The sequence below is a fragment of the Spirosoma liriopis genome (genome assembly GCF_023196085.1).
In the GTDB taxonomy this organism is placed as follows: Bacteria; Bacteroidota; Bacteroidia; order Cytophagales; family Spirosomataceae; genus Spirosoma; species Spirosoma oryzicola.
The window spans coordinates 60,519-80,908 of sequence record NZ_JALPRF010000004.1 but is presented as its reverse complement, the minus strand read 5'-3'; the positions used below and the strand labels follow the sequence as shown (position 1 = coordinate 80,908).

The 20,390-nt window shown below is 49.5% G+C and carries 18 protein-coding genes; 9 read left to right on the top strand and 9 right to left on the bottom strand.

Translation table 11 applies throughout. The features are described 5' to 3' along the window. Window positions 1–21: 21 nt before the first annotated feature. A complete protein-coding gene (locus M0L20_RS22635; protein WP_248479252.1) occupies window positions 22–1,023 on the bottom strand; it encodes a site-specific integrase in 1,002 nt (333 codons plus the stop codon). 170 nt (window positions 1,024–1,193) lie between these two features. On the opposite strand from M0L20_RS22635, the gene M0L20_RS22630 reads away from it, so the two are divergent. The 7 genes from M0L20_RS22630 (at window position 1,194) to M0L20_RS22600 (ending at window position 7,647) form a co-directional block, all read left to right on the top strand. Further along, window positions 1,194–1,586, top strand: a complete 393-nt coding sequence (locus M0L20_RS22630) for a RidA family protein (RefSeq protein WP_248479250.1) — start codon at window positions 1,194–1,196, stop codon at window positions 1,584–1,586. A gap of 166 nt (window positions 1,587–1,752) precedes the next feature. Then, window positions 1,753–2,424, top strand: a complete 672-nt coding sequence (locus tag M0L20_RS22625) for a hemerythrin domain-containing protein (protein WP_248479248.1) — start codon at window positions 1,753–1,755, stop codon at window positions 2,422–2,424. A gap of 89 nt (window positions 2,425–2,513) precedes the next feature. Continuing rightward, window positions 2,514–3,359, top strand: coding sequence for a helix-turn-helix transcriptional regulator (locus M0L20_RS22620; protein WP_248479246.1), 846 nt, complete (start codon window positions 2,514–2,516; stop codon window positions 3,357–3,359). 136 nt (window positions 3,360–3,495) lie between these two features. Beyond that, entirely contained in the window at window positions 3,496–4,092 is a 597-nt protein-coding gene (locus tag M0L20_RS22615) for a c-type cytochrome (RefSeq protein WP_248479244.1), read from the top strand. Between the two features lie 45 nt (window positions 4,093–4,137). After that, window positions 4,138–4,644, top strand: coding sequence for a hypothetical protein (locus M0L20_RS22610; protein WP_248479242.1), 507 nt, complete (start codon window positions 4,138–4,140; stop codon window positions 4,642–4,644). A 355-nt stretch (window positions 4,645–4,999) separates the two neighbouring features. Further along, the gene (locus M0L20_RS22605; protein ID WP_248479240.1) at window positions 5,000–6,265 is read left to right on the top strand and encodes an AGE family epimerase/isomerase; all 1,266 of its coding nucleotides are present in this window, start codon (window positions 5,000–5,002) and stop codon (window positions 6,263–6,265) included. A gap of 161 nt (window positions 6,266–6,426) precedes the next feature. After that, the gene (locus tag M0L20_RS22600; protein ID WP_248479238.1) at window positions 6,427–7,647 is read left to right on the top strand and encodes an exo-beta-N-acetylmuramidase NamZ family protein; all 1,221 of its coding nucleotides are present in this window, start codon (window positions 6,427–6,429) and stop codon (window positions 7,645–7,647) included. An 85-nt stretch (window positions 7,648–7,732) separates the two neighbouring features. On the opposite strand, the gene M0L20_RS22595 is transcribed toward M0L20_RS22600, so the two are convergent. The 5 genes from M0L20_RS22595 to M0L20_RS22575 form a co-directional block, all read right to left on the bottom strand. Further along, window positions 7,733–8,671 carry an NAD(P)-dependent alcohol dehydrogenase gene (locus M0L20_RS22595; RefSeq protein WP_248479237.1) on the bottom strand — a complete coding sequence of 313 codons (939 nt, stop codon included), beginning with the start codon at window positions 8,669–8,671 and terminating at the stop codon, window positions 7,733–7,735. Between the two features lie 58 nt (window positions 8,672–8,729). Further along, window positions 8,730–10,952 carry a xanthine dehydrogenase family protein molybdopterin-binding subunit gene (locus tag M0L20_RS22590; RefSeq protein WP_248479236.1) on the bottom strand — a complete coding sequence of 741 codons (2,223 nt, stop codon included), beginning with the start codon at window positions 10,950–10,952 and terminating at the stop codon, window positions 8,730–8,732. A gap of 8 nt (window positions 10,953–10,960) precedes the next feature. Then, complete coding sequence (locus tag M0L20_RS22585; protein ID WP_248479235.1) at window positions 10,961–11,965, bottom strand: FAD binding domain-containing protein; 1,005 nt, start codon at window positions 11,963–11,965, stop codon at window positions 10,961–10,963. Next, window positions 11,962–12,615: a (2Fe-2S)-binding protein gene (locus M0L20_RS22580; protein ID WP_248479234.1), complete on the bottom strand. Its 654-nt coding sequence runs from the start codon at window positions 12,613–12,615 to the stop codon at window positions 11,962–11,964. Before M0L20_RS22580 ends, M0L20_RS22585 begins: the two co-directional genes overlap by 4 nt. A 189-nt stretch (window positions 12,616–12,804) precedes the next feature. Next, window positions 12,805–15,138, bottom strand: a complete 2,334-nt coding sequence (locus M0L20_RS22575) for a S9 family peptidase (protein ID WP_248479233.1) — start codon at window positions 15,136–15,138, stop codon at window positions 12,805–12,807. A gap of 251 nt (window positions 15,139–15,389) precedes the next feature. Between M0L20_RS22575 and M0L20_RS22570 the strand changes: the two genes are divergently transcribed. Next, window positions 15,390–15,659 carry a hypothetical protein gene (locus tag M0L20_RS22570; RefSeq protein WP_248479232.1) on the top strand — a complete coding sequence of 90 codons (270 nt, stop codon included), beginning with the start codon at window positions 15,390–15,392 and terminating at the stop codon, window positions 15,657–15,659. A 175-nt stretch (window positions 15,660–15,834) separates the two neighbouring features. Here the strand turns inward: M0L20_RS22570 and M0L20_RS22565 are convergent, their stop codons facing one another. Both M0L20_RS22565 and M0L20_RS22560 read right to left on the bottom strand, forming a co-directional pair. Beyond that, window positions 15,835–16,572: an SDR family oxidoreductase gene (locus tag M0L20_RS22565; RefSeq protein ID WP_248479231.1), complete on the bottom strand. Its 738-nt coding sequence runs from the start codon at window positions 16,570–16,572 to the stop codon at window positions 15,835–15,837. Window positions 16,573–16,641: 69 nt separating this feature from the next. Next, window positions 16,642–17,532, bottom strand: a complete 891-nt coding sequence (locus M0L20_RS22560; protein ID WP_248479229.1) for a helix-turn-helix domain-containing protein — start codon at window positions 17,530–17,532, stop codon at window positions 16,642–16,644. Window positions 17,533–17,707: 175 nt separating this feature from the next. Between M0L20_RS22560 and M0L20_RS22555 the strand changes: the two genes are divergently transcribed. After that, a complete protein-coding gene (locus M0L20_RS22555; protein ID WP_232563049.1) occupies window positions 17,708–17,941 on the top strand; it encodes a hypothetical protein in 234 nt (77 codons plus the stop codon). Between the two features lie 115 nt (window positions 17,942–18,056). Here the strand turns inward: M0L20_RS22555 and M0L20_RS22550 are convergent, their stop codons facing one another. After that, a complete protein-coding gene (locus tag M0L20_RS22550; RefSeq protein ID WP_248479227.1) occupies window positions 18,057–20,207 on the bottom strand; it encodes a M3 family metallopeptidase in 2,151 nt (716 codons plus the stop codon). Window positions 20,208–20,390: the final 183 nt, after the last annotated feature.

The following is a 20,390-nucleotide window of genomic DNA, read 5'->3' as shown; positions in this document are numbered from 1 at the left end:
GGCATTAAATCTAGTGGCTGTCTAAAGACCTAACTTTTTACCGGCGTTGTAGCGTGTTATTTTGTCAACGCGTGTATAACGCTGGATCATTGTACTCGTTTTGTGCTTGGTCTGTTGCATGATCTCCAGATCATCAGCACCGTTCAGTTTGGCAATCGTGACAAAGGAGGCTCGAAGCGAGTGGGCTGAATAGTCATCACCCAGATAGTGTTTAACAATCCGGGCTACGCTCTTGTCCGACAACCGCTCGTTGGTGAGTCTAACAAAACCCGGCTCTGAACCCTTGCGCAGGCGGACGAGTAGGGGACCCCGTTCGGGACGTTGGTTCATCCAGTGACGAAGCGTTTCGATTGGGCACAAGTCAGGATCCGGGTGGCAGAAAAGGGCCTTTTCTTCGTGATCGCCGTATTGGTTAGTCTTACTTTTTCCCAAGCGGATAATGGCCCCTTCGGCTGAGAAAGTCAGATCTTCAAGATTGAGCGCTACCAGTTCGGAACGGCGAAAAGCACCCGTAAAGCCAAGCAGCAACACCAATTTGTCGCGCAACTGCTGTAATTCGTTCACGTCTAATCGTTGAATAACCGAGCGAAATTCATCAATGGAAAAGGCGGGGGCCTGGTGCTGACGAACGCCAATGGTGCGTCGAATACCTTCCAATACCGTCTGTACGTGGCGATCCTGTGCGGGAAAGTCAGCGTTTTGCAAGTGATGTAATTTGCGAATCGCTGACAATCGCCGTTGGATTGTAGCCCATTTGTCGGTTTCGGCGGTAAAGGCTAAGTACGCACAAAGCGCTTCAGGCGATATCGGTAACGGTAGTTGCTGGTGATCGGTACACCACTGGCGATAATGGCGCAGGTCAGCAGCGTAAGCGCGTCGCGTGTTTGCCGAGCCTTCCAGACCGGATTGAAAATAGTCCGCTACTTTACTTCGCAGATGCGATAAGTTATTGCTCAAGGCTGATGCTTGCACGGGTACTATTTCGGATTTGCTGCGCTTTTTAGCGTCCGGTCTGTTTTTCATACAGCGAATATATACGTAAAAATCTAGTCAGTAAACTTCACGGACTAGATGCAATATAACGGCTTCTTCTGACTGCTTCGACTCAAACTTGTCGCATTTCTTCAATACTGCGTTTAGTAGCCGCTCTACTTTTGTACAGTAATTAACATTTCTTCTAAACACCAGTACTCATGAAAAAAGCAATGAACAATCCGTGGCAATGGCAGGACCAGCTCGGCTACGCGCAAGGTGTCGAAATCGCCCATGCAACCCATACACTGTATTGTGCCGGACAAGCGGCTATGGATGCGCAGGGACAGCCCGTCGAAACGGATATGAACGGTCAGATCAGATTAAGCTTCGACAATCTTGAAACGGTGTTACAAAACGCTGGCTACTCAATGACGAATGTTGTACGGTTGAATTTTTATACAACTTCGATTGAGCAGTTTTTCGCGGCTTACGGTCAGATAATCCATCGGCTAAGTACGGCGGGCTGTACACCAAGCAGCACATTGGTCGAAGTGAAAGCATTGGCCTTTCCACAACTTATGGTCGAGCTGGAAGCAACCGCAGTCCGATAGTTTTTCGACATGTGCAAACAGAATAATTTTCCCGTGAGCCCCTGTCGCCTGTGTATGGGCCGGAAAGCCTGTGGCGGTGTAACCACACAGGATTTTTCAGAAGTCGCCGTGAAGGTGCTCACTCAGAGCAATCAAGCAACAAAATCATTCGCTAAGTCACAAAACCATGCAAGAACAACGGTATAACGTGTTTAATCAGATTCACAAAGGATTGCGGGGTATGCTTTACGATACAGCTACTCGCTTACAGCAAACCGATTTCGCGCAGCCAGAAGCCGCCAAACGAATCGATCAGTTGGAACAGGTGTTACACTTTTTTGACGAACATGCCGAAAATGAAGACAACTTCATTCTACCGCACATCCGGAAGCACAACGCTCAGTTGATTGACGAGCTGGAACAGGACCACGACATTGATCATCGGTTGACTCAGACGTTGTTTGAGCAGATTCGGGAATGGCGAACCAGCACATCAGCAGCGCAAAAACAGGCCATCGGCCAACGGCTTCTATTTGCGTTCTCTGAGTTCATTGCCTTCAACCTTTACCACATGAACAAGGAAGAGAATGTGCTGATGTACCTACTCTGGAAGCATTATAGCGACGGCGAAATCCGACAGATGGAAGGGGAGATCCTGAAATCCATTCCGCCCCAGACGCTAATGGCCGAAAGCCGTTGGATGATGCGCTCGATCAATGATACGGAAGTAATCGAGTGGTTAGCCGGTATTAGACAAGGCGCTCCAACAGAGGTGTTTAACAGCTTTGTGCGCATGGCCGAAGAAGAATTACCGGTGGAGCGGCTCACAAACGTGCAACGAGCTTTGGCCATTGTCTGACCGTTTGCACACATGTCGCTTTTTTTCAATCGCGAATGAAGTAGCTTATCTACATTTACAGAATCACGCGCTACAACACGACGATACGAATGAACACGAGTTACGAAGAAATTAAGCCATCACCAGCCCTACTGCCCTTCGTGGAATGCTATTGGCTGCATTATTTCGAGACTAGCAGCAATGAAGAATCGCCCGTTCAGCGTTGCCTGCCTTTTGGCGCGATGGAACTGATTATGCACTTGGATGATAACCGGGCTCATGTGTTGTTCGATACGTGTTGGCAGAAACTTCCCCAGGCTTTCTTCGTCGGACTTTATCGGGATACGGTACAGTGGAAACCGGTAGGGACGGGTCGCAAATTTGGTATCCGGCTTAAACCCGAAAGCCTGCTCCAACTTTTCAACGTACCGGTAGCGTCGCTGTTCAATAATTTCACCGACCTGGAAAGCTTCTTCGGCAAAAGTATCAATCGGTTAATCGATGACGTATATGGGTTGCCGGATATTCAGTCGGTTGTTCAGGTAGTGGAACGATTTCTGCTGACTCAATTCAAAAATCTAAACGCCGAGCGGAATTACGTATTTGAAGCAACTCGGGTAATTCGTCAGGCAAAAGGAAATTTGTCGATTGAATCGCTAAGTGAGCATCTGGCAGTCAGTAAGCGACAGTTAGAGCGTAGCTTCAAAAATAGCTACGGCACTTCGCCCAAGATGTACCAGCGAATTATCCGCTTTCGCAACGCGTACGAGTCATTCCAGCAAACGTCCAGAACGCCTAACTGGCTGGATATTTCGTACAATTTTGGGTATTCGGATCAGGCGCATTTTATCCGGGACTTTAAAGAGTTTTCCAATGAAGTGCCTACCCTGGTTTATCAGGATACAGAACAATACTTTCGGCGTCCTGCAAAGCATAGCACCGCAAGGCGTGTCTAGTGTCGGGAAACGCGCTCAACGACCGTTTTAAGGTTTATCAATCGGTTTACTTTTTTATTTTCTACCAGACAAATGGTCTGCCTGATTGATCAGCCGCAGACCACAGCAATCGTTTTTTCTTTATAAAACTAAACACATGATGAAATGGATGTATCTGGCGGCTACAGCCGCTGTGGGGTTGGCTTGTGCCTTTACCACGCATAGCAATACCCCAACTCCCCCCAAACGAACGGGGCATCAGCCTAAGCAATCGAGCCAAGGCGAGTTGGTTAAACGAGGGCAGTACCTGGTTACGATCATGGGTTGTGCGGACTGCCATGCACCGAAAAAAATGACTCCCAAAGGACCCGCACCCGACATGGATCGCTTTCTTTCCGGGTACAACAGCGACATACCCTTGGGAACGTACGACAAAGACCTCGTTAAAACGGGTCAGTGGGTATTGTTCAACGGGCAAAATACGGCTTTCATCGGTCCTTGGGGAGTATCGTTTGCCGCCAATCTGACCCCGGACGAAACGGGTATCGGAAACTGGTCGCTGGAGCAGTTCAACAAAGCCATGCGGCAGGGCAAGTTCAGAGGAGTGGATAACAGTCGGCCCTTGCTGCCGCCCATGCCCTGGCCCAACTACACAGCGATGACGGATGCCGATATGCGGGCGGTGTTTACCTACTTAAAGTCGCTTAAACCGGTTTCGAATCCCGTACCAGCTGCTATTCCACCTGCGCCCTAATTGACAAAATATAGTAGACAATCTCTTATAATGACAACAAATCTAATGAATCGTTTATCAATGTTTAACTGGCGGTCCATCCTTTACGGACTGCTTTTAATGATCGCTTCGTTTGCTACAGATAACAGCGCTGTAACAGCCCGGACCCATACGGATAATCATTCTGCTTCGTTCGTCGGGGTGCGCTGGCAGTTGGCTTCCTTTACACTTGATCAGTCAACTGATATGAATGGAGACAGTAAGCCAGACACCGATCTGACTCAATTTCTCAGACCCTGCGATCTGGACAATGGACTCGTTTTTGAGCCTACCGGTAAGCTAACAGAAGACATCGGCACACTCGATTGTATCCATCAGAAAGCCACCATCAATAAGCCGAGTAGGGGATGGTCGTACGATGGCGAAACGAAAATACTTCGTCTGATCGGTGAAGATAAGAGCGTTTCGGAATGGACTGTTCTGGAATCGCTACCAAAATCATTAAAAGTGAAGGTTGTGATTACAGAGGAAGGTCAACCGCTGACCGCAACGATGATCTGGGAGCATTTATAACACTACACACCAATGATTTACCTCTTGAAAAAGTTACGCGTACGAAAAACGAAGCGCCTTAAACGGGTATCATCGCACGTTCGGTCGCAAGTCTGGTGGGGTCACGAGTAAGTAGCCTGCCCATACGAAACGTTAAGCCGGGGTTTCATACTGCCTTTATAACCATAAAAGGCAGTATGAAACCCCGGCTTGTTTCCTTATTGGTTAGACAGCCAAAAAGTAAGCCGCTTCGGCCTGTTAGTCCTGCATGAGAAATAGGTTTTTCGCTCTAATTGCCACTGCTTCGCTACTAGCAGTAACTCAGCCGGTTGTGTCACAGAAAACGACAAGCGACCGAGCCCGTATAGCAACCGAAATGGAGAAATCCATCCGTACGGAAATGCTCAACGACTGGTATCCTCAAGCAATCGATAAGGAGTATGGCGGGTTTCTGAGCACCTTTACGTATGACTTCAAGCCGACTGGCGCTCAGGACAAAATGATTGTGACGCAGGCCCGTCATACCTGGACAAACGCCAAAGCGGCTGAGCGTTACCCGACCGTTGCGCAGTACAAAAGTAACTCGAAACATGGGTTTCAGTTTCTCCGCGACGTGATGTGGGACAAGCAGTACGGTGGTTTTTACAACTTGGTTGACCGGAAAGGTACCGTCAAAGGAACGGGAAATAAGGAGGCTTACGGAAATGCGTTTGGCCTTTATGCCCTGAGTGCTTACTACCACATGTCGGGTGATACAGCAGCATTGAACCTGGCGAAAAAATCGTTTCGCTGGCTCGAAGAACACAGCTACGATCCGGTCCATAAAGGCTATTTTCAGCATTTAGGCCGGGATGGTACACCCATCAAACGGAATGCTTCGGTACCGTCGACCTCGGATCTGGGTTATAAAGACCAGAACAGTTCGATTCATTTGCTGGAAGCGATCACAGAGCTGTATACCGTCTGGCCCGACCCGCTGGTGCGCGAACGGCTGGACGAAATGCTTCGGCTAATCCGCGATGTTATCACGACGCCAAAAGGAAATCTAGTCTTGTTTTTTCAACCAGACTGGACGCCTGTATCATTTCGCGATTCTTCCGAAAGCGTCGTGTTGAAACACCGGAATTTGGATCATGTTTCCTTCGGTCATGACGTAGAAACGGCTTACCTGATGCTTGAAGCTTCGCACGTGCTCGGTCTGAAAAATGACACTAAAACGCTGGAAGTAGGCAAACGAATGGTTGACCACGCGTTGGCGAACGGCTGGGATAAACAAGTGGGGGGCTTCTACGATCAAGGGTATTATTTTAGAGACAAACCCGGTATGACCATTATTCGGGAAAGCAAAAACTGGTGGTCGCAGGCCGAAGGGCTTAACACGCTGCTGCTCATGGCAAACAGGTTTCCGAACGACTCCATGCAGTATTTCAATAATTACAAGCTGCTATGGGGGTACTGCCAAAAATACCTGATCGATCATCAGTACGGCGACTGGTACGAAGAAGGACTTGACAAAGACCCTGAGCGCCGAACAGCCTTAAAAGGACATATCTGGAAAGCGACTTATCATACGTACCGAGCCTTAGCAAACTGCGTTGACCAATCGAAGACAAAAGGGGTAGAGCATTCAACCCACAAATAAAAACAAACAGGCCGCTTTCTCGTGAAAGACGGCCTGTTTGTTTTGCTGCTAACGGGCATTTAGGTTAGTCACGCTTGCTCATACAATGTATTCAGCGAAGAAATCATTTCCTTAACAGGAACAGAGTTGTATTTTCGGCGAGTCATCCATCGAGAAAACGCATGAAAAATAGATTGTTCATCGTAAGTGCCTTACTTATCGTCGCTGTTGTTTTTGGATGCGCGGTAAGTCGTCGTACTAAAAAAAGCAAGGAGAAGTCTATCGTAACCGGGGCCGATCAGCCGGATCAGTACGTACCGTATTTAACAGGGAAACGGGTCGCTATACTGGCGAATCAGACTTCCATTATCGGCAAAAAACATCTGGTTGACAGTTTGTCGGCGTTGGGCGTCAACATTGTAAAAATATTCGGTCCGGAACATGGATTTCGGGGCAAAGCCAGTGCGGGTACTTCTGTAGCGGATGAAACCGATAGTGCAACGGGCATACCCGTTATTTCACTTTACGGTAAGAAAAATAAGCCTTCGAAGGAAGATCTTGCCAATGTGGACATCCTGGTATATGACCTCCAGGATGTAGGTTGCCGTTTTTATACGAATATCAACGCGCTGGTTCGGGTGATGGAAGCGTGTCAGGAGAACAACAAAGAGTTGATGATCCTCGACCGGCCCAATCCTAACGGCTATCTTATCGACGGCCCAATCCTGGACATGCAGTTTAAGTCGGGTATCGGTATGTTCCCAATTCCGATGGCGCACGGATTGACGGTCGCCGAATTTGCCCAGATGGCGAACGGTGAAGGATGGCTTACCAACAAGGTAAACTGTAAGCTCAAAATTGTCAAGGTTGCTAACTACGCCCATGACATGCCGTACACGCTGCCAGTTCCGCCCTCGCCAAACCTGAATACCCAACAGAGTATACTCTTGTATCCGTCCACCTGCTTATTTGAAGGAACGTATCTGAATCACGGACGCGGTACTCATTTTCCCTTCACAGTAATCGGAAGTCCTGAATTGAAGGGCATCTATTCATTTTCGTATACCCCGACTTCCATTAAAGGCATGGCTGAGACTCCGCTGTTTATGGATCAGGTTTGCTACGGCCTCGATTTGCGCGCCTACGACACCAGCCTGTTGCGGAAGAAAAAGCAGGTTAATCTTCAATGGCTGATGGAACTGTATAAGGCTCACCCCCAGAAAGAGAAGTTTTTTGATTCAAAGCTAAGTAAGGAAATGGGCGTGATTGAAAGGCTGGTGGGCAACGGTTTGTTTCGCAAGCAAATCATGGAAGGAAAATCCGAGAAGGAAATACGGGCAAGCTGGGAGCCCGGTCTAAGCGCGTACAAGAAGATGCGGGAGAAGTATTTGCTTTATCGTTAATCCATACGCTTTCACTCAACATTGTTAACGGTAGTAGTTGCTGATCTTACTCGCACAACTACCGTTAACAAAGCGAGTACAGGCGCTAGGTGATTTCAAGAGTAATTTTCCCCACAAAATCATCAGTTTCCAGCATCTGATGCGCCGGGCCGACTTGTTCCAGCGGAAACGTCTGCGCGATAAGCGGACGAAGTTTTCCGGATTCTACCAGATCTTTGACGTGCATCAGATCGGGAGCATTCGCACTGACAATTACAAGCTTCATGCGTGGTTTTGCCAAATCGATTAGCGACGAGACCGCACTGGCAAAATCGGTTGCGTCGGGTTTTGTGGTTACCAACAAACCGTCAGGGGTTAAGCTGTCTTCCACGTCCGAGAAGGTAAGTTTGCCAGCCGCATCAAAAATAAGCGCGTAACGATTGTCTTTCGGGATGGGCTCCGTTTCGTAATTAATTACCTGATCACAGCCTAGCTCACGTGCGGTTTCTGCATGATCACCCTGGCACGTTCCCGTTACTGTAGCGCCCAAACTTTTGGCAATCTGAACGGCAGCTACGCCAACGCCACCCGTACAGCCATTGATCAATACCTGATCGCCTGATTTCAACTCGCCTTCTTTCAGTAAACCTTGCCAGGCCGTCAGGGCGGTTGTCGGTAAACTCGCGGCTTCCGTGAAGCTAATAGTTTCAGGCTTTAAAGCCGCCACATCAGCATCCACAGCCACCAGTTCGGCATACGTATGACCCGCCATCGGGCTCTTGCACCCAAACACCTCGTCACCTGCTTTGAAGCGGCTGCTTCGCGATTCAACGACTGTACCCGCGAAATCGCAGCCAATAATTTGCTCACCGAACAGACCGGAAACTAATCGCATCTTTCCTTGACGTACAAGTACATCGACTGGGTTTACGGAAGAAGCACGGTTTCGAATCAGGATTTGTCCGTCTTCGATGGTGGGTGCGTCAACTTCTTTAATTTTAAATTCGCTGGGGTCGCCATAGTGTTCGAGAACGGCTGCTTTCATGATGATATTCGGGTTTGTTTCGTTGAGCCTGATTTATTCGGGTTCTAATTGTTCGCTCTTACAGCAGTTTATCCGGAGTAATGGGTAACTCACGGATGCGTTTGCCCGTAGCATGGTAGACCGCATTGGCGATGGCCGCTGCCAGCCCAATCATACCGATTTCGCCCAGTCCTTTAGCGCCCATCGGGTCAATAATAGGATCGGGTTTGTCGATGAGAATAACGTCGATATCCGGTGTGTCAGCGCAAACGGGGACGTGGTATTCAGCCAGATCCTTGTTCATATACCGACCGTAGCGATGATCCATGACGCCATCTTCCATCAGGGCCATGCCGAGGCCCCAGATGACCGAGCCAAGTACCTGGCTACGAGCAGTTTTGTGGTTCATGACCCGTCCCGCATCAACCGCCGAAACCACGCGTGTTACCTTCACCATACCGGTTGCCGGATGCACATGTACTTCCACGAAGTTGGCACAGAACGATTTACCCGAAAATTTTTCGACCTCCGGGCCGCTTTTCGCTTCCTGCTGGACTTCCAGTTCGGGTAATTTGTTTTGCTTGAGAACGTCTATGTACGACACATGGGCCGAGCCATTTTTCAAACGAATTGTCGTGCCCTCGAACACCAGATTACTTTCAGCCGCTTTATACAAGGCTGTTCCTTCTTTGTTGACCGCCAACTGGGCCAGTCGCTGTTTCAATGCTACACACACGTCATGCACCGCCGAACCAACCGAAATCACCGTGTGAGATCCGAACTGGGGTGGTGCCTGTGGAAACATTGAATTGCCCAGCTCGACTTTTATTTTTTCGGAAGCTATTCCGGTCAAGTCCGAGGCAATCTGGTTCAGAACGGTGTACGTACCGGGTCCTGTGTCGGCACTTCCTGTCTGAATCGTCAGCGTACCATCCGCTTTTAATGTTGCACGAGCGGCTGCCGGACTGCGTTCCGATTTATATATCCCCGAACTCATTCCCTGTCCGACCAGCAATTCACCCGATCGCATAGAGCCCGGTAGCGGGTTACGCTTACTCCACCCGAACCGTTCGGCTCCTCGCTCGTAACATTCTTTCTGAAACTTGCTCGACCAGGGCTTGTTCTTTTCGGGGTCTACCTCGGCGTAGTTTTTCAGTCGCAGGGCAATAGGGTCCATGGTCAGCGCGTAGGCGAGTTCGTCCATCGCCGATTCCAACGCAAATGAACCGCTGGTTTCGCCGGGGCCGCGCGTCCAGCAGGGCGTACTTACATCGAGCGGTACAAGCCGGTACGTTGCCGTAAGATTCGGACACCGGTAGGAAGATTTGGTTGGGTGCAAAATACGTTCCGTAAATTGCTCGTAACTCGACGTTAAGCCATACGCTTCGTGGGTAATGCCAATTAGCGTTCCATCGGCTGCGGCTCCGATCCCCACTTTCTGAATGGATCGGGGCCGGTAGCCAACCATATTAAACTGTTGATCGCGTTTTAACGAAACCTTTACCGGACGGCCTATCTTTTTAGCACCTAAGATAGCCGCCATTTCCTGCGGCCAGATGCGCGACGAACTCCCGAAAGCTCCACCCACAAAAGGCGAATGAAGTTGAATATTTTCTTCCTTCAGGTTAAAGGCTTTCATCAAATCTTTCTGCGCCAGCTTTACGCCCTGTGATTTGTTGTAAACGGTGAGTTTGTCGTCACCTTCCCACACGGCTGTGGCGGCATGGGGCTCCATCGGGTTATGGACGTGAACGGGGGTGTGGTATGTTTGTTCAATCGTAACCGGCGCGGTTTTGTAGGCGTCTTTAGCGCCCCGCGAGTAATCGTCCGGGCGTTCGGGTTTAATCGCTTTGGCCAGGTTATTTTTGGTGCTGGTCTCGTGCGGTTGTTCCTGATAGTGTACCTGCACCAGTGAAGCCGCGTGGGTAGCCCGCTCAAACGTGTCGGCGATAGCGAGCGCAACCGGCTGATTGTTGAAGTAAATGCGGTCGTCGTAGAAAACACGAAACTCCTGCCCGAATACCCTCGACTGAGAATTATCGGTTCCGGCTTCATAACCGGGCACTTTAGGCGCATTTTTGTACGTCATAATGGCCAGCACACCCGGCGCTTTTTCGGCTGCCTGCGTATCAATACGGGTAATACGACCTTTAGCAATTGTGCTGGTTACCAGTACTCCGTAGGTGACATTCGGTAAATTATATTCAGCCGCGTATTTGGCGCCACCCGTTACTTTTAGCTGACCATCTACCCGGTTTAATGGATTGCCAATTGATACTTTGTCAAATGCTGTCTCGTCCATAATTGATCTCAGCCTAAACCGGCGGCTGTTTTTAAGGCCTCTACGATAGCTTTAGGGGCCATCTTTACTTTAAAAGCGTTGTGTTCGTAAGCTTTGGCACCCTGCATGGCAATTGTTGCCGCCTGCTCAAACGTAGCCGTCGTAGCGGGTTTTCCTTGCAGCGCTTTTTCCGCTTCGGTTAGCCGCCAGGGTTTATGAGCTACTCCACCCATCGCCAGCCGGGCTTCCCGAATCGTTGATCCGTTCAGGTCAAGGGCAGCGGCCACCGACACCAGCGCAAAGGCGTATGAATTTCGGTCGCGGACCTTCAAGTAATGTACATGCTTAGCAAACGCATTATTCGGAATGTCAACGGCCACGATCAATTCACCACGATCCAGATTCGTATCAATTTGCGGTGTATCGCCCGGAAGACGGTGAAAATCAGTGAACGGAATCCGCCGGTCACCCTTCGGGCCGGATACAAGCACTGTTGCGTCTAAGGCCGCCAGCGCGACGCACATGTCGCTGGGGTGAACGGCGATACAGGAAGAAGTACGCCCCGTCGATGCTGTTTCGGTACCCCAGATGGCGTGTATCCGGTTATACCCTTCCAACGCGCCACAGCCAGAGCCGGGTTGTCGCTTGTTGCAGGGCATAGCTGTATCATAGAAGTAATAGCAGCGGGTGCGTTGCAGCATATTACCGCCTACGGTAGCCATATTTCTAATTTGCGCCGATGCTCCTGCGTTGAGCGCCTGTGCCAGTAACGGTTGTTTTTCCAGTACCAGTTTACTGTCGGCCACCTCGCTGTTTAACGCCAGCGCCCCAATTCGAAGCGTGTTCCCTTGTTGCTCAATGGTTCGAAGCGTCAGATTATTAATATCGACAAGTGTTTTTGGAGCCGCTATTCCATGCTTCATCAGGTCGATAAGGTTTGTACCGCCCGCAATGAACTGAGCCGTCGGTTCTTTGACCAGTGCATCAATGCTGGCCTTTTGCGTGGCCGGCTGCGTGTATTGAAAGTTGTTCATACTTTTTGACCCCCCTGTTTAACTTCCTTAACAGCCTCGACGATACCCTCATACGCGCCACAGCGACAGATATTGCCACTCATGTATTCCTTAATTTCGGCATCTGAATTCGCGTGTCCTTCCCGGATACACCCCACCGCCGACATGATCTGGCCGGGCGTGCAATACCCACACTGAAAACCATCGTGTTTGATAAAGGCCGCTTGCATGGGATGCAAATGCGCCGATCCACTGGCCTCGGCTTTGGCTAATCCTTCAATCGTGGTAATCTTTTTTCCGTTTTGCATGACCGCAAAGCTCAGACAGGCTAGCGCTCGTATGCCGTTGATGTGTACCGTACAGGCTCCGCATTGTCCGTAATCGCAGCCTTTCTTCGTGCCAGTCAGATCGAGTTGTTCGCGCAGCAGGTCCAGGAGGGTCACGCGTGGTTCGACGTGTAGTGTACGCGAAGTACCATTGATGTCAATGCGTATCGATACCGTATCGGCCTGGGGAGGATTGAGTCCATTCATTTCGGCAGCGTTTACTAAAGAGGAAGGAGATAACGCATAAGCCGTTAGTAACGAAGAGTGTTTCAAAAAGTCACGGCGTGTTTCCTGAGAATGCCCTTCTTCGTTATCGATCGGTGAATCGGGTGGTCTGTTTTCCATACTGGCTAACGTTTATTCATAAAGCACAAAGTGCCCATGCAGGTTTAGCCTGACAGCGAAATGTTATTGTACAGATCGACTAAATCGACTTACCGTCTTTTTCGAAAAACGGCAAGCGCTGTTCAGTAAGCATCTAGATACCTACTGAACAGCGCTTGCCGTTTTGGACCTGAATCGATTTGCTTTACATTATCGAGTGCGTGGATCTGGCTTCGTTTCCACCTGGAATTCGTGTGGTGGTTCCGCGCCCTGAAGGTACTTTACAAAATAATCCCACCGCCGACGCATCATGTAGGGAGTGTAGCTTCCAAAACCGTGGGCACTGTTTGGAAAAATCACCAGGTCATAATCCTTGTTGGCTTTTTCAAGTGCCTCAACAACCAATAATGTATTGTAAGGCGGCACGTTGTCGTCCATCATCCCGTGGGCCAGCATTAGTTTACCCTTTAGATTTTTGGCGTAGTTCTGGTTTGCCTGTGCTTCATAATCGACAGCAGACGTTAACCCGTTGTAGCGTTCGCCCCAGTCGTCCTCGTAGTTCCGATTGTCGTGGTTGCCCGATTCAGAAATACCTACTTTAAAGAAATCGGGGTAGCGAAACATGGCTGTGGCCGTGGCAAACCCCCCACCCGAATGACCCCAGATACCAACCCGGCTGGTATCGATGTAAGCATACTTTTGAGCGAGTTGCTGAATGCCGGTAATCTGATCGGTTAATGTATTGGTCGACATGTTGCCATAGCTCATGTCGTGAAAACTTTTTGAGCGCAACGGATTGCTGGTGCCTTCGATTTCGACAACGATAAAGCCAAGCTCGGCTAGTGCCTGGTTGTCTTTTCGGGCCGCCGAAAACGACCAGTTTCCTACACTACCACCTTGTGGACCAGGGTAAATATAATCGACAACGGGGTACTTCTTCGCCGGGTCGAGACGGGTTGGTTTGTACATAAGGCCATACAGGTCGGTTTTACCGTCGTATGCTTTTACCGTAATGGGAACGGGCGGTTGCCAGCCAGTAGCCGTCAATCGGGAAATATCCGTTTTTTCCAGATTTGTAATCAGCTTACCATCCATGTTTCGCAGCACGACAGTAGGAGGGACGTCCGGTTTGGAATAGCTATCAACGAAATAGCTACCCGATGGCGAAATACTGACCTGATGATTTCCTTCTTCGGGGGTCAGAACGGCGAAGTTTTTTCCGTCAAAACCGATTTTGCAGAGTTGGCCGAAATAAGGATTAATGGCTTGCCGTCCGTTTGCTATGAAATACAGCAACCGTTTTTTCTCATCGACCTTCAACAGCCGGGTAACCAGCCAGTCGCCCTTCGTAATCTGGTTTTTTAGCTTGCCCGTTGCCGCGTCGTACAGATAAAGGTGTCCCCAGTTGTCGCGTTCGGAGAACCAGATAAACTCGTTTGACTTGTCCAGATAACGCCAGTTGATGGCTCCCCAACCGGATTCATACTGCGTAGGAACTGTTTCTTCGAAAATCTCCCGGACAGAGCCCGTTGCCGCATCGGCCATACGAATTTTTTCCTGCTTGTGATCGCGTGACGTAGACACAAACGCCAGTTTCGACGCATCGTCAGTCCAGTTCACATCGTCGAACGTGCCGCTGCTGGCGATGTCGTCGCTTAGGGTTGCCCGGTGGGGGTCTGCCGGAATCTGCAACTGAATTACTTTGGGATTATCGACCTCAATGATAACGCGCTGGATCGTGGCAATATCCTTATCACCCGGTAGCGGGTACTTCCATTGCTTGAGCGTTGGCTTTCCTACGTTGGTCGTTACCAGATACATGTCACTCACCTGACGCTGATCCTGCTTGAACGTAGCGATCTTTTTCGAATCGGGCGACCACGCCAGAATTGCTCTGTCGCTCGATTTCCAGCCGGCGTTGTCGGTTGCGTAGCCGAAATCCTTAACACCGTCGGTTGTCAACTGGGTTTGTGTACCGGTTTGCACATCGCGAACCCATAAATTGTACTCCTTGATGTAAGCCGCCCGCTTTTTGTCCGGCGATAGCACTTCGATACCCGTTCCGCCCCGGCGTCTCCCGGCGTCGTTGTCAGGCTGGGTTTTTTGGGGTGCCGAGTCGGCTGTAAGTTGGTAGGTCTTTAGATCACAGAGCCACGGCTTGCCGTCGGCCTGGAACGAAACAGATTTACCATCGGGCGAAAAACTGATGCTTTGAAAAGGCAGCATGGCCGCTTCGTACGTCTTACCCGTTGCCTTCGACAAGGCATCGGCCAGTTTTTGGTGATCGAACGCGGCTGAACGCGTTCCCTTAGCAGGATCGACCAGGATAAACTCGCTTCCTTTGGCCGTCAGATCCCGGTACCAAAACCGATCTCCGGCAAACCAGTTGGGCCGCACACTACCATGATCAACTAGTTGCTCGGCGTTGGATGATAGAAAGCGTTGGGCCTGCTGGTAATCCGTAGTGGTTAATTGGGGACGTTGCTGCGCCTGCGCTGAGGCAAATAGCAGAAACGGTATACCGGTAAGCAAAAACTTATTCATGGTTGATGAGGAAAATGACGACAGACGCGCAGAGCGTCCCCGCACGTTAAAACAAGTAAGCAACAAAAATAAGCTAAGCCTTTTATAAACGGTCAGTGTTGGAGCGCTATGGCAAAATATTGTAGCCCATTTGTGCGAAAGATAAGAATCGCATAGGGTATAACAGCAGGCTACTTTTACGAAAAGTATCGCTCTGTCGTATAATTCAGGAGCGTTTCGGAACAGGGTGGTAAAAATCAGGTTGTAACCGTATGAATGAACAACCTTCTGGCCGACAGTGGAAAACCCTCGAAATAGCCGTTGATCAATTCCGGCAACGAATGGAACGGATCGCTGGCAGTAGCTCTGGAAATGGTTCGGTTTATTCTCGGCTGGCTTTGATTCATCAGGCAGCAAAAGCCTATGCGGTAGAAACAGCGCCAGCAAGCATAACCGTTGAGATCGAAGAAATTACCAATCCTCCGTTGTACGAGGAGGACTTAAGCGATGACCCCGTCGTGATTCAGTTTAGCTATTGGTGATTGAATTTCTTTGCAAAACCGGTACTGCTTGATACGCAAAAGGTCCTCTTCGTCTTTGTGAGGTCAGGTTCTTATATCTGGCCTCACAAAAACGAAGAGGACTACAACTCTTCAATGGTTACATGAAAAGCGCTTCAAGCTACTTACTCATAGCTATTGTTTAACGCTACCCAGACTACCAGGGGCTTATGCCTGTGTCCGGGGCATTATCATCGCTGAAAAATTGACCTGTTGGCCCGTCCGGCCCGAGCGTAGCTGCTTTTACCAGACGCGCGGCTGCATCCGGTACGGTACCGGGGCCGCTGTGGTGATTAAAATCAGTAGCCGTGTACCCTGGATCAACAGCATTTACCTTGAACGGTGTATCCCGCAATTCGTAAGCCAAAACGATGGTGTAGGCGTTCAGGGCGGCTTTGGACGCCGTATAACAGGCTCCTTTTACATGATAGTACTTCCAACTGGGATCGTTATGCAGCGTCAGCGAACCTAAGCCAGACGTGACATTGACAATTCGTGGCTCCTGGGATTGTCGCAGTAAGTCAACAAAGGCCTGCGTAGTTTCAATCACCCCAAACAAATTGGTTTCGAACACTTGTCGAAACATATCGATATTCGCGTCCAGCGCTGTTTGAGGAAAACCACCACTGATGCCCGCATTGTTGATCAGTACATCCAAGACAGCTGTCCTACTGCCTAGCGTCTCACGGGCGGCTTTTATGGAATCAGGGTTGTCAACGTCAATGGTAATGGGTTCGACGCTTTTCAAACCTTCCGACTTCAGTTGATCAACCGCCTGCTGGCCTTTTTGCGGATCACGGCTTCCGAGGTAGACATAATAACCGTTTTGCAACAACTGCCGGGCTGTTTCGAAACCGATGCTTTTGTTCGCGCCGGTAATCAGTACTGTTTTCATGGTTCATCTGTTTATGATGGGACAAAACTAGAGCCTTCCCTCGTAGCAGTTGAAACACATTCTTCGGCATTACTGGTACATTTTGCGGGTACTCGTCCGATACTCGGCGGGCGTCAAATCGGTTTCCCGTTTAAAGAAGCGACTGAAATAGGATGCATCCGAAAAACCGAGGTCGAAAGCGATTTCCTTCAGTGAATGTTGGGTGTGAAACAACATGCGCCTTGCTTCCAGCACCAGCCGCTCGTGAATGTGACTGATGGCTGGCTGACCACTTTGTGCTTTCATCACCTCGCTTAGATACCCAGCCGAGACATGCAATAAAGCAGCATAATCACTTACCTGATGCAATTCGCGAAAATGCTCCTCAATCGCAGCCTGATACTTTTTAAGTAGGAGCTTGTCGTTGGAAAACGAGTCGCTTTCGTACTGCCTGGTATAGAGCCGACTCAGGTAAGTCAGCAGTACGGTTAAGTAAGCCGTTATCATGCGTTGCTGCCATTCGCTGGGGCGGGTGTATTCGACCTGAATCTTTTCCAGTATGTCTTCCATAAAAAGCACATCCTCGTTTGACAGCCGTAATTCATGCGCATTTTGTGGGTTTTGAAGTAAGGGCAATTTGCGAAGAGACGCGCTTTCCTGTAAGGTTAGAAACTCGCTGGTAAAAGCCACCGCCGTACCCCACATCGGTTTAGGTTCTTCTTTGACAATTAGCTGATTGGGGGCGAATACATAAAACGTATTGTCTTTGGTTAAGTAAGGAGTCATATCCACCCAGTGACGGCTATCACCCCGACGGGCGAACACGAGCAGATAATAATCCTTACGGTGTGGTATCAGCAGTTCCGACTGGTGGGTTAGCGTTCCTTCGAAGCGGGCTATGCTAAACAGCTTTTCCTGGAAGATAGGGTCCTGAGCCAGTGTATAAACCGGTACTTGCTGATCACGATTGATTATATTCATGCTTACCATTAAAAATTCTTGCCACCAGTATCGTATTGAACCGGACCTTGATAACACGTAACGATTCGATTAATCGAACCCGTTCAGTTCGGCGATGTGAGTTAACGCTACGATTGGTCAGATCATAACTTTTCGCCTGTTTGCGCGTTTAGACAAGCAAACAGATCAACACCTTATGAAAAACTTACTTAAAGTGGCCGCTCTTTCACTGCTCTTGGTGGGTACGGCAAAAGCACAGGAAGTTACGAAAAAGGAAGCCGTCAAAACAACCAAGATTGCTCAGAAAAACGCCAAGCAATTACAGAAGCAAGCCAACCAAACAGGTAGCTCGACGGATCAGAAAGACGCTGATAAAACGATGGACGCGGCTAAACGAGCCAAAAAACAGGCGAAGAAAAATACTGACTAACCCATAATAGCGTCCGACCTAACACACGCTAAGGGGATTGGCCGAATAAGTTAGAGAATACCAAACGAATAGCTAACAAAACGGGAGACCAAACTTGGTCTCCCGTTTTGTTATTTTATGCGTCCTTTAACAAGCCCCGCCGGCGCAACAGTGGTTTGATGTCTGGTTCACTGCCTCTGAACTTGCGGTATAGCGTCATCGGATCTTCGGTGCCGCCCCGTTCGAGAACATTTTTACGGAATGATTGAGCCGACTTAGCATCAAACAACCCTTTTTGCTTGAACACCTCGAAGGCATCGGCATCGAGTACCGCCGACCAGATGTAGCTGTAATAACCCGCCGAGTACCCACCCGAAAAGATATGCTGAAAATAGGTGCTGCGATAACGCGGAGGAATCTGATCAATCAAACCGATCTTGTCCATCGCTTGCTTTTCGAAGGCCAGTACATCTGTAGGAACCGCATCTGGCTTTAGTGTGTGATAAGCCATGTCAAGCAGCGAAGCCGCCAAGTACTCACTGGTTTCAAAGCCCTGATTGAATAAACTGCTTTGCTTGATCTTGTCGATGAGCGCGTCCGGAATAGGGGCTCCGGTTTGGTAATGCTTGGCAAAAAGTTTCAGCATTTCAGGCTCTACGGCCCAGTTTTCCATAATTTGAGAAGGCAACTCCACAAAATCGCGGGGTACCGATGTACCCGACTGGCTACCGTAATGCACATTGGATAGGAGTCCGTGAAGGGCATGGCCAAACTCATGGAAGAAGGTGCTTACCTCATCGAGAGTCAACAGCGCGGGCGTATTGCCGGTTGGCTTCGAGAAGTTACAGACAATAGAAACGACGGGCGTTATATTTTTGCCATTTTCGATTTCCTGTCGCCGATAGCTCGTCATCCAGGCACCACCGCGTTTGCTGGCCCGAGGAAAGAAATCCATGTAGATAAGTCCCAGATGTCGGCCATCGGCTTCTTTTACTTCATACGCTACCGCTTCCGGATGATAGACCGGTACGTCGGTGCGTCGCTCGAAGCGTAGGCCATACAGTCGATTGGTGAGCATGAAAATGCCTTCTCGTACGCTTTCCAGCGAAAAATAAGGACGCAGTTCCTGCTCGTCGAGGGCATACTTTTCTTTGCGTAGCTTCTCCGCATAATAGCGCCAGTCCCACCCGGCTAGTTTTTCGCCCTGACCACCTGCCTTGTCCATCATCACCTGCAAATCGGAGGCTTCCTTTTTGGCCACAGGAACCGTTGCCGACCATAGCTGATTCAAGAGCTGAGCCACCTTTTCCGGTGTTTGGGCCATGCTTTCTTCCAGCACATAAGCCGCGTGATTGGAGTAGCCTAGCAACTGTGCTTTTTCAGCCCGCAGCGCCACCATGTTAGCCATGATTGCCTTATTGTCGTGCGCGTCGTTATGATTGCCCCGTTCGAGGTAAGCCCGAAAAATTCGCTCGCGCAGGCTTCGGTTGTCGGCGTATTGCAAAAACGGCATAATGCTCGGATTTTGCAGGGTAAAAACCCATTTACCGTCCAGCTTACGTTTCTTGGCTTCTTCGGCGGCTGCCGCTACAACCGAAGCTGGTAAACCACTCAGGTCTTCCGCTTTATCGATGACCAGCGTATAGGTATTATTTTCGGCAAGTAGGTTCTGTCCAAACTTGAGTGTAAGCACCGATAACTCACTATTGATTTTCCGCAGACGCTGCTGTTTGTCGGAATTCAGGGCGGCACCGTTTCGCACAAAATTTTTGTACGTCTTTTCGAGCAGACGTTGCTGATCGCCCGACAGCTTGAGTTTGTTACGTCCTTCGTAAACAGCCTTGACCCGGCCAAACAAGGCCGCGTTGAGCATAATATCGTCGCTGTGTTTGGCTAGTTTAGGCGCTACTGTCTGGGCAATTTTTTGCAACTGATCGTTTGTATTGGCCCCGTTGAGATTCCCCAGCACGGTATTGACCCGCCGAAGTAAATCGCCACTAGCTTCAATTGCTTCGATGGTATTTGCAAAAGTCGGAGCCGCTTTCTGTTGAGTAATGGCTGCGATTTCAGCTGTTTGCTGACGGATTCCTTCTTCGATAGCCGGTTCAAAATGGTCTGGTTTGATCTGATCGAAAGGTGGTACCGCAAAAGGGGTTTTGTAAACGCTAAAAAACGGGTTCGATGCTGTAGTGTCCACAAAATGCGTAGCGACGTGCGGCATGTCGGTGTCTGGAGAAAAGGCGGTCATCACTGTAGCCAGTGCGAATAAAGATAGTCCAACTTTCATTTGATGGAGTGTATTAGTCAGTACTAGAGGAAAACTGCGTAAAAATAATACAATCCGTTCAGACAAGAATAGCTGTTTTGTAAAGCTCTATCCGCAATGGATACGACACCCCGATAGGGATGAGTCAGAAAGTCATCAGCATACGATTGAAGTAATTAGGATTCAGCTAATATCGGATGACGT

Coding starts and splice junctions, on each gene's coding strand:
- M0L20_RS22635 (WP_248479252.1), bottom strand. CDS start 1,023: ATGAAAAACAGACCGGACGCTAAAAAGCGCAGCAAATCCGAAATAGTA.
- M0L20_RS22630 (WP_248479250.1), top strand. CDS start 1,194: ATGAAAAAAGCAATGAACAATCCGTGGCAATGGCAGGACCAGCTCGGC.
- M0L20_RS22625 (WP_248479248.1), top strand. CDS start 1,753: ATGCAAGAACAACGGTATAACGTGTTTAATCAGATTCACAAAGGATTG.
- M0L20_RS22620 (WP_248479246.1), top strand. CDS start 2,514: ATGAACACGAGTTACGAAGAAATTAAGCCATCACCAGCCCTACTGCCC.
- M0L20_RS22615 (WP_248479244.1), top strand. CDS start 3,496: ATGATGAAATGGATGTATCTGGCGGCTACAGCCGCTGTGGGGTTGGCT.
- M0L20_RS22610 (WP_248479242.1), top strand. CDS start 4,138: ATGAATCGTTTATCAATGTTTAACTGGCGGTCCATCCTTTACGGACTG.
- M0L20_RS22605 (WP_248479240.1), top strand. CDS start 5,000: ATGGAGAAATCCATCCGTACGGAAATGCTCAACGACTGGTATCCTCAA.
- M0L20_RS22600 (WP_248479238.1), top strand. CDS start 6,427: ATGAAAAATAGATTGTTCATCGTAAGTGCCTTACTTATCGTCGCTGTT.
- M0L20_RS22595 (WP_248479237.1), bottom strand. CDS start 8,671: ATGAAAGCAGCCGTTCTCGAACACTATGGCGACCCCAGCGAATTTAAA.
- M0L20_RS22590 (WP_248479236.1), bottom strand. CDS start 10,952: ATGGACGAGACAGCATTTGACAAAGTATCAATTGGCAATCCATTAAAC.
- M0L20_RS22585 (WP_248479235.1), bottom strand. CDS start 11,965: ATGAACAACTTTCAATACACGCAGCCGGCCACGCAAAAGGCCAGCATT.
- M0L20_RS22580 (WP_248479234.1), bottom strand. CDS start 12,615: ATGGAAAACAGACCACCCGATTCACCGATCGATAACGAAGAAGGGCAT.
- M0L20_RS22575 (WP_248479233.1), bottom strand. CDS start 15,138: ATGAATAAGTTTTTGCTTACCGGTATACCGTTTCTGCTATTTGCCTCA.
- M0L20_RS22570 (WP_248479232.1), top strand. CDS start 15,390: ATGAATGAACAACCTTCTGGCCGACAGTGGAAAACCCTCGAAATAGCC.
- M0L20_RS22565 (WP_248479231.1), bottom strand. CDS start 16,572: ATGAAAACAGTACTGATTACCGGCGCGAACAAAAGCATCGGTTTCGAA.
- M0L20_RS22560 (WP_248479229.1), bottom strand. CDS start 17,532: ATGAATATAATCAATCGTGATCAGCAAGTACCGGTTTATACACTGGCT.
- M0L20_RS22555 (WP_232563049.1), top strand. CDS start 17,708: ATGAAAAACTTACTTAAAGTGGCCGCTCTTTCACTGCTCTTGGTGGGT.
- M0L20_RS22550 (WP_248479227.1), bottom strand. CDS start 20,207: ATGAAAGTTGGACTATCTTTATTCGCACTGGCTACAGTGATGACCGCC.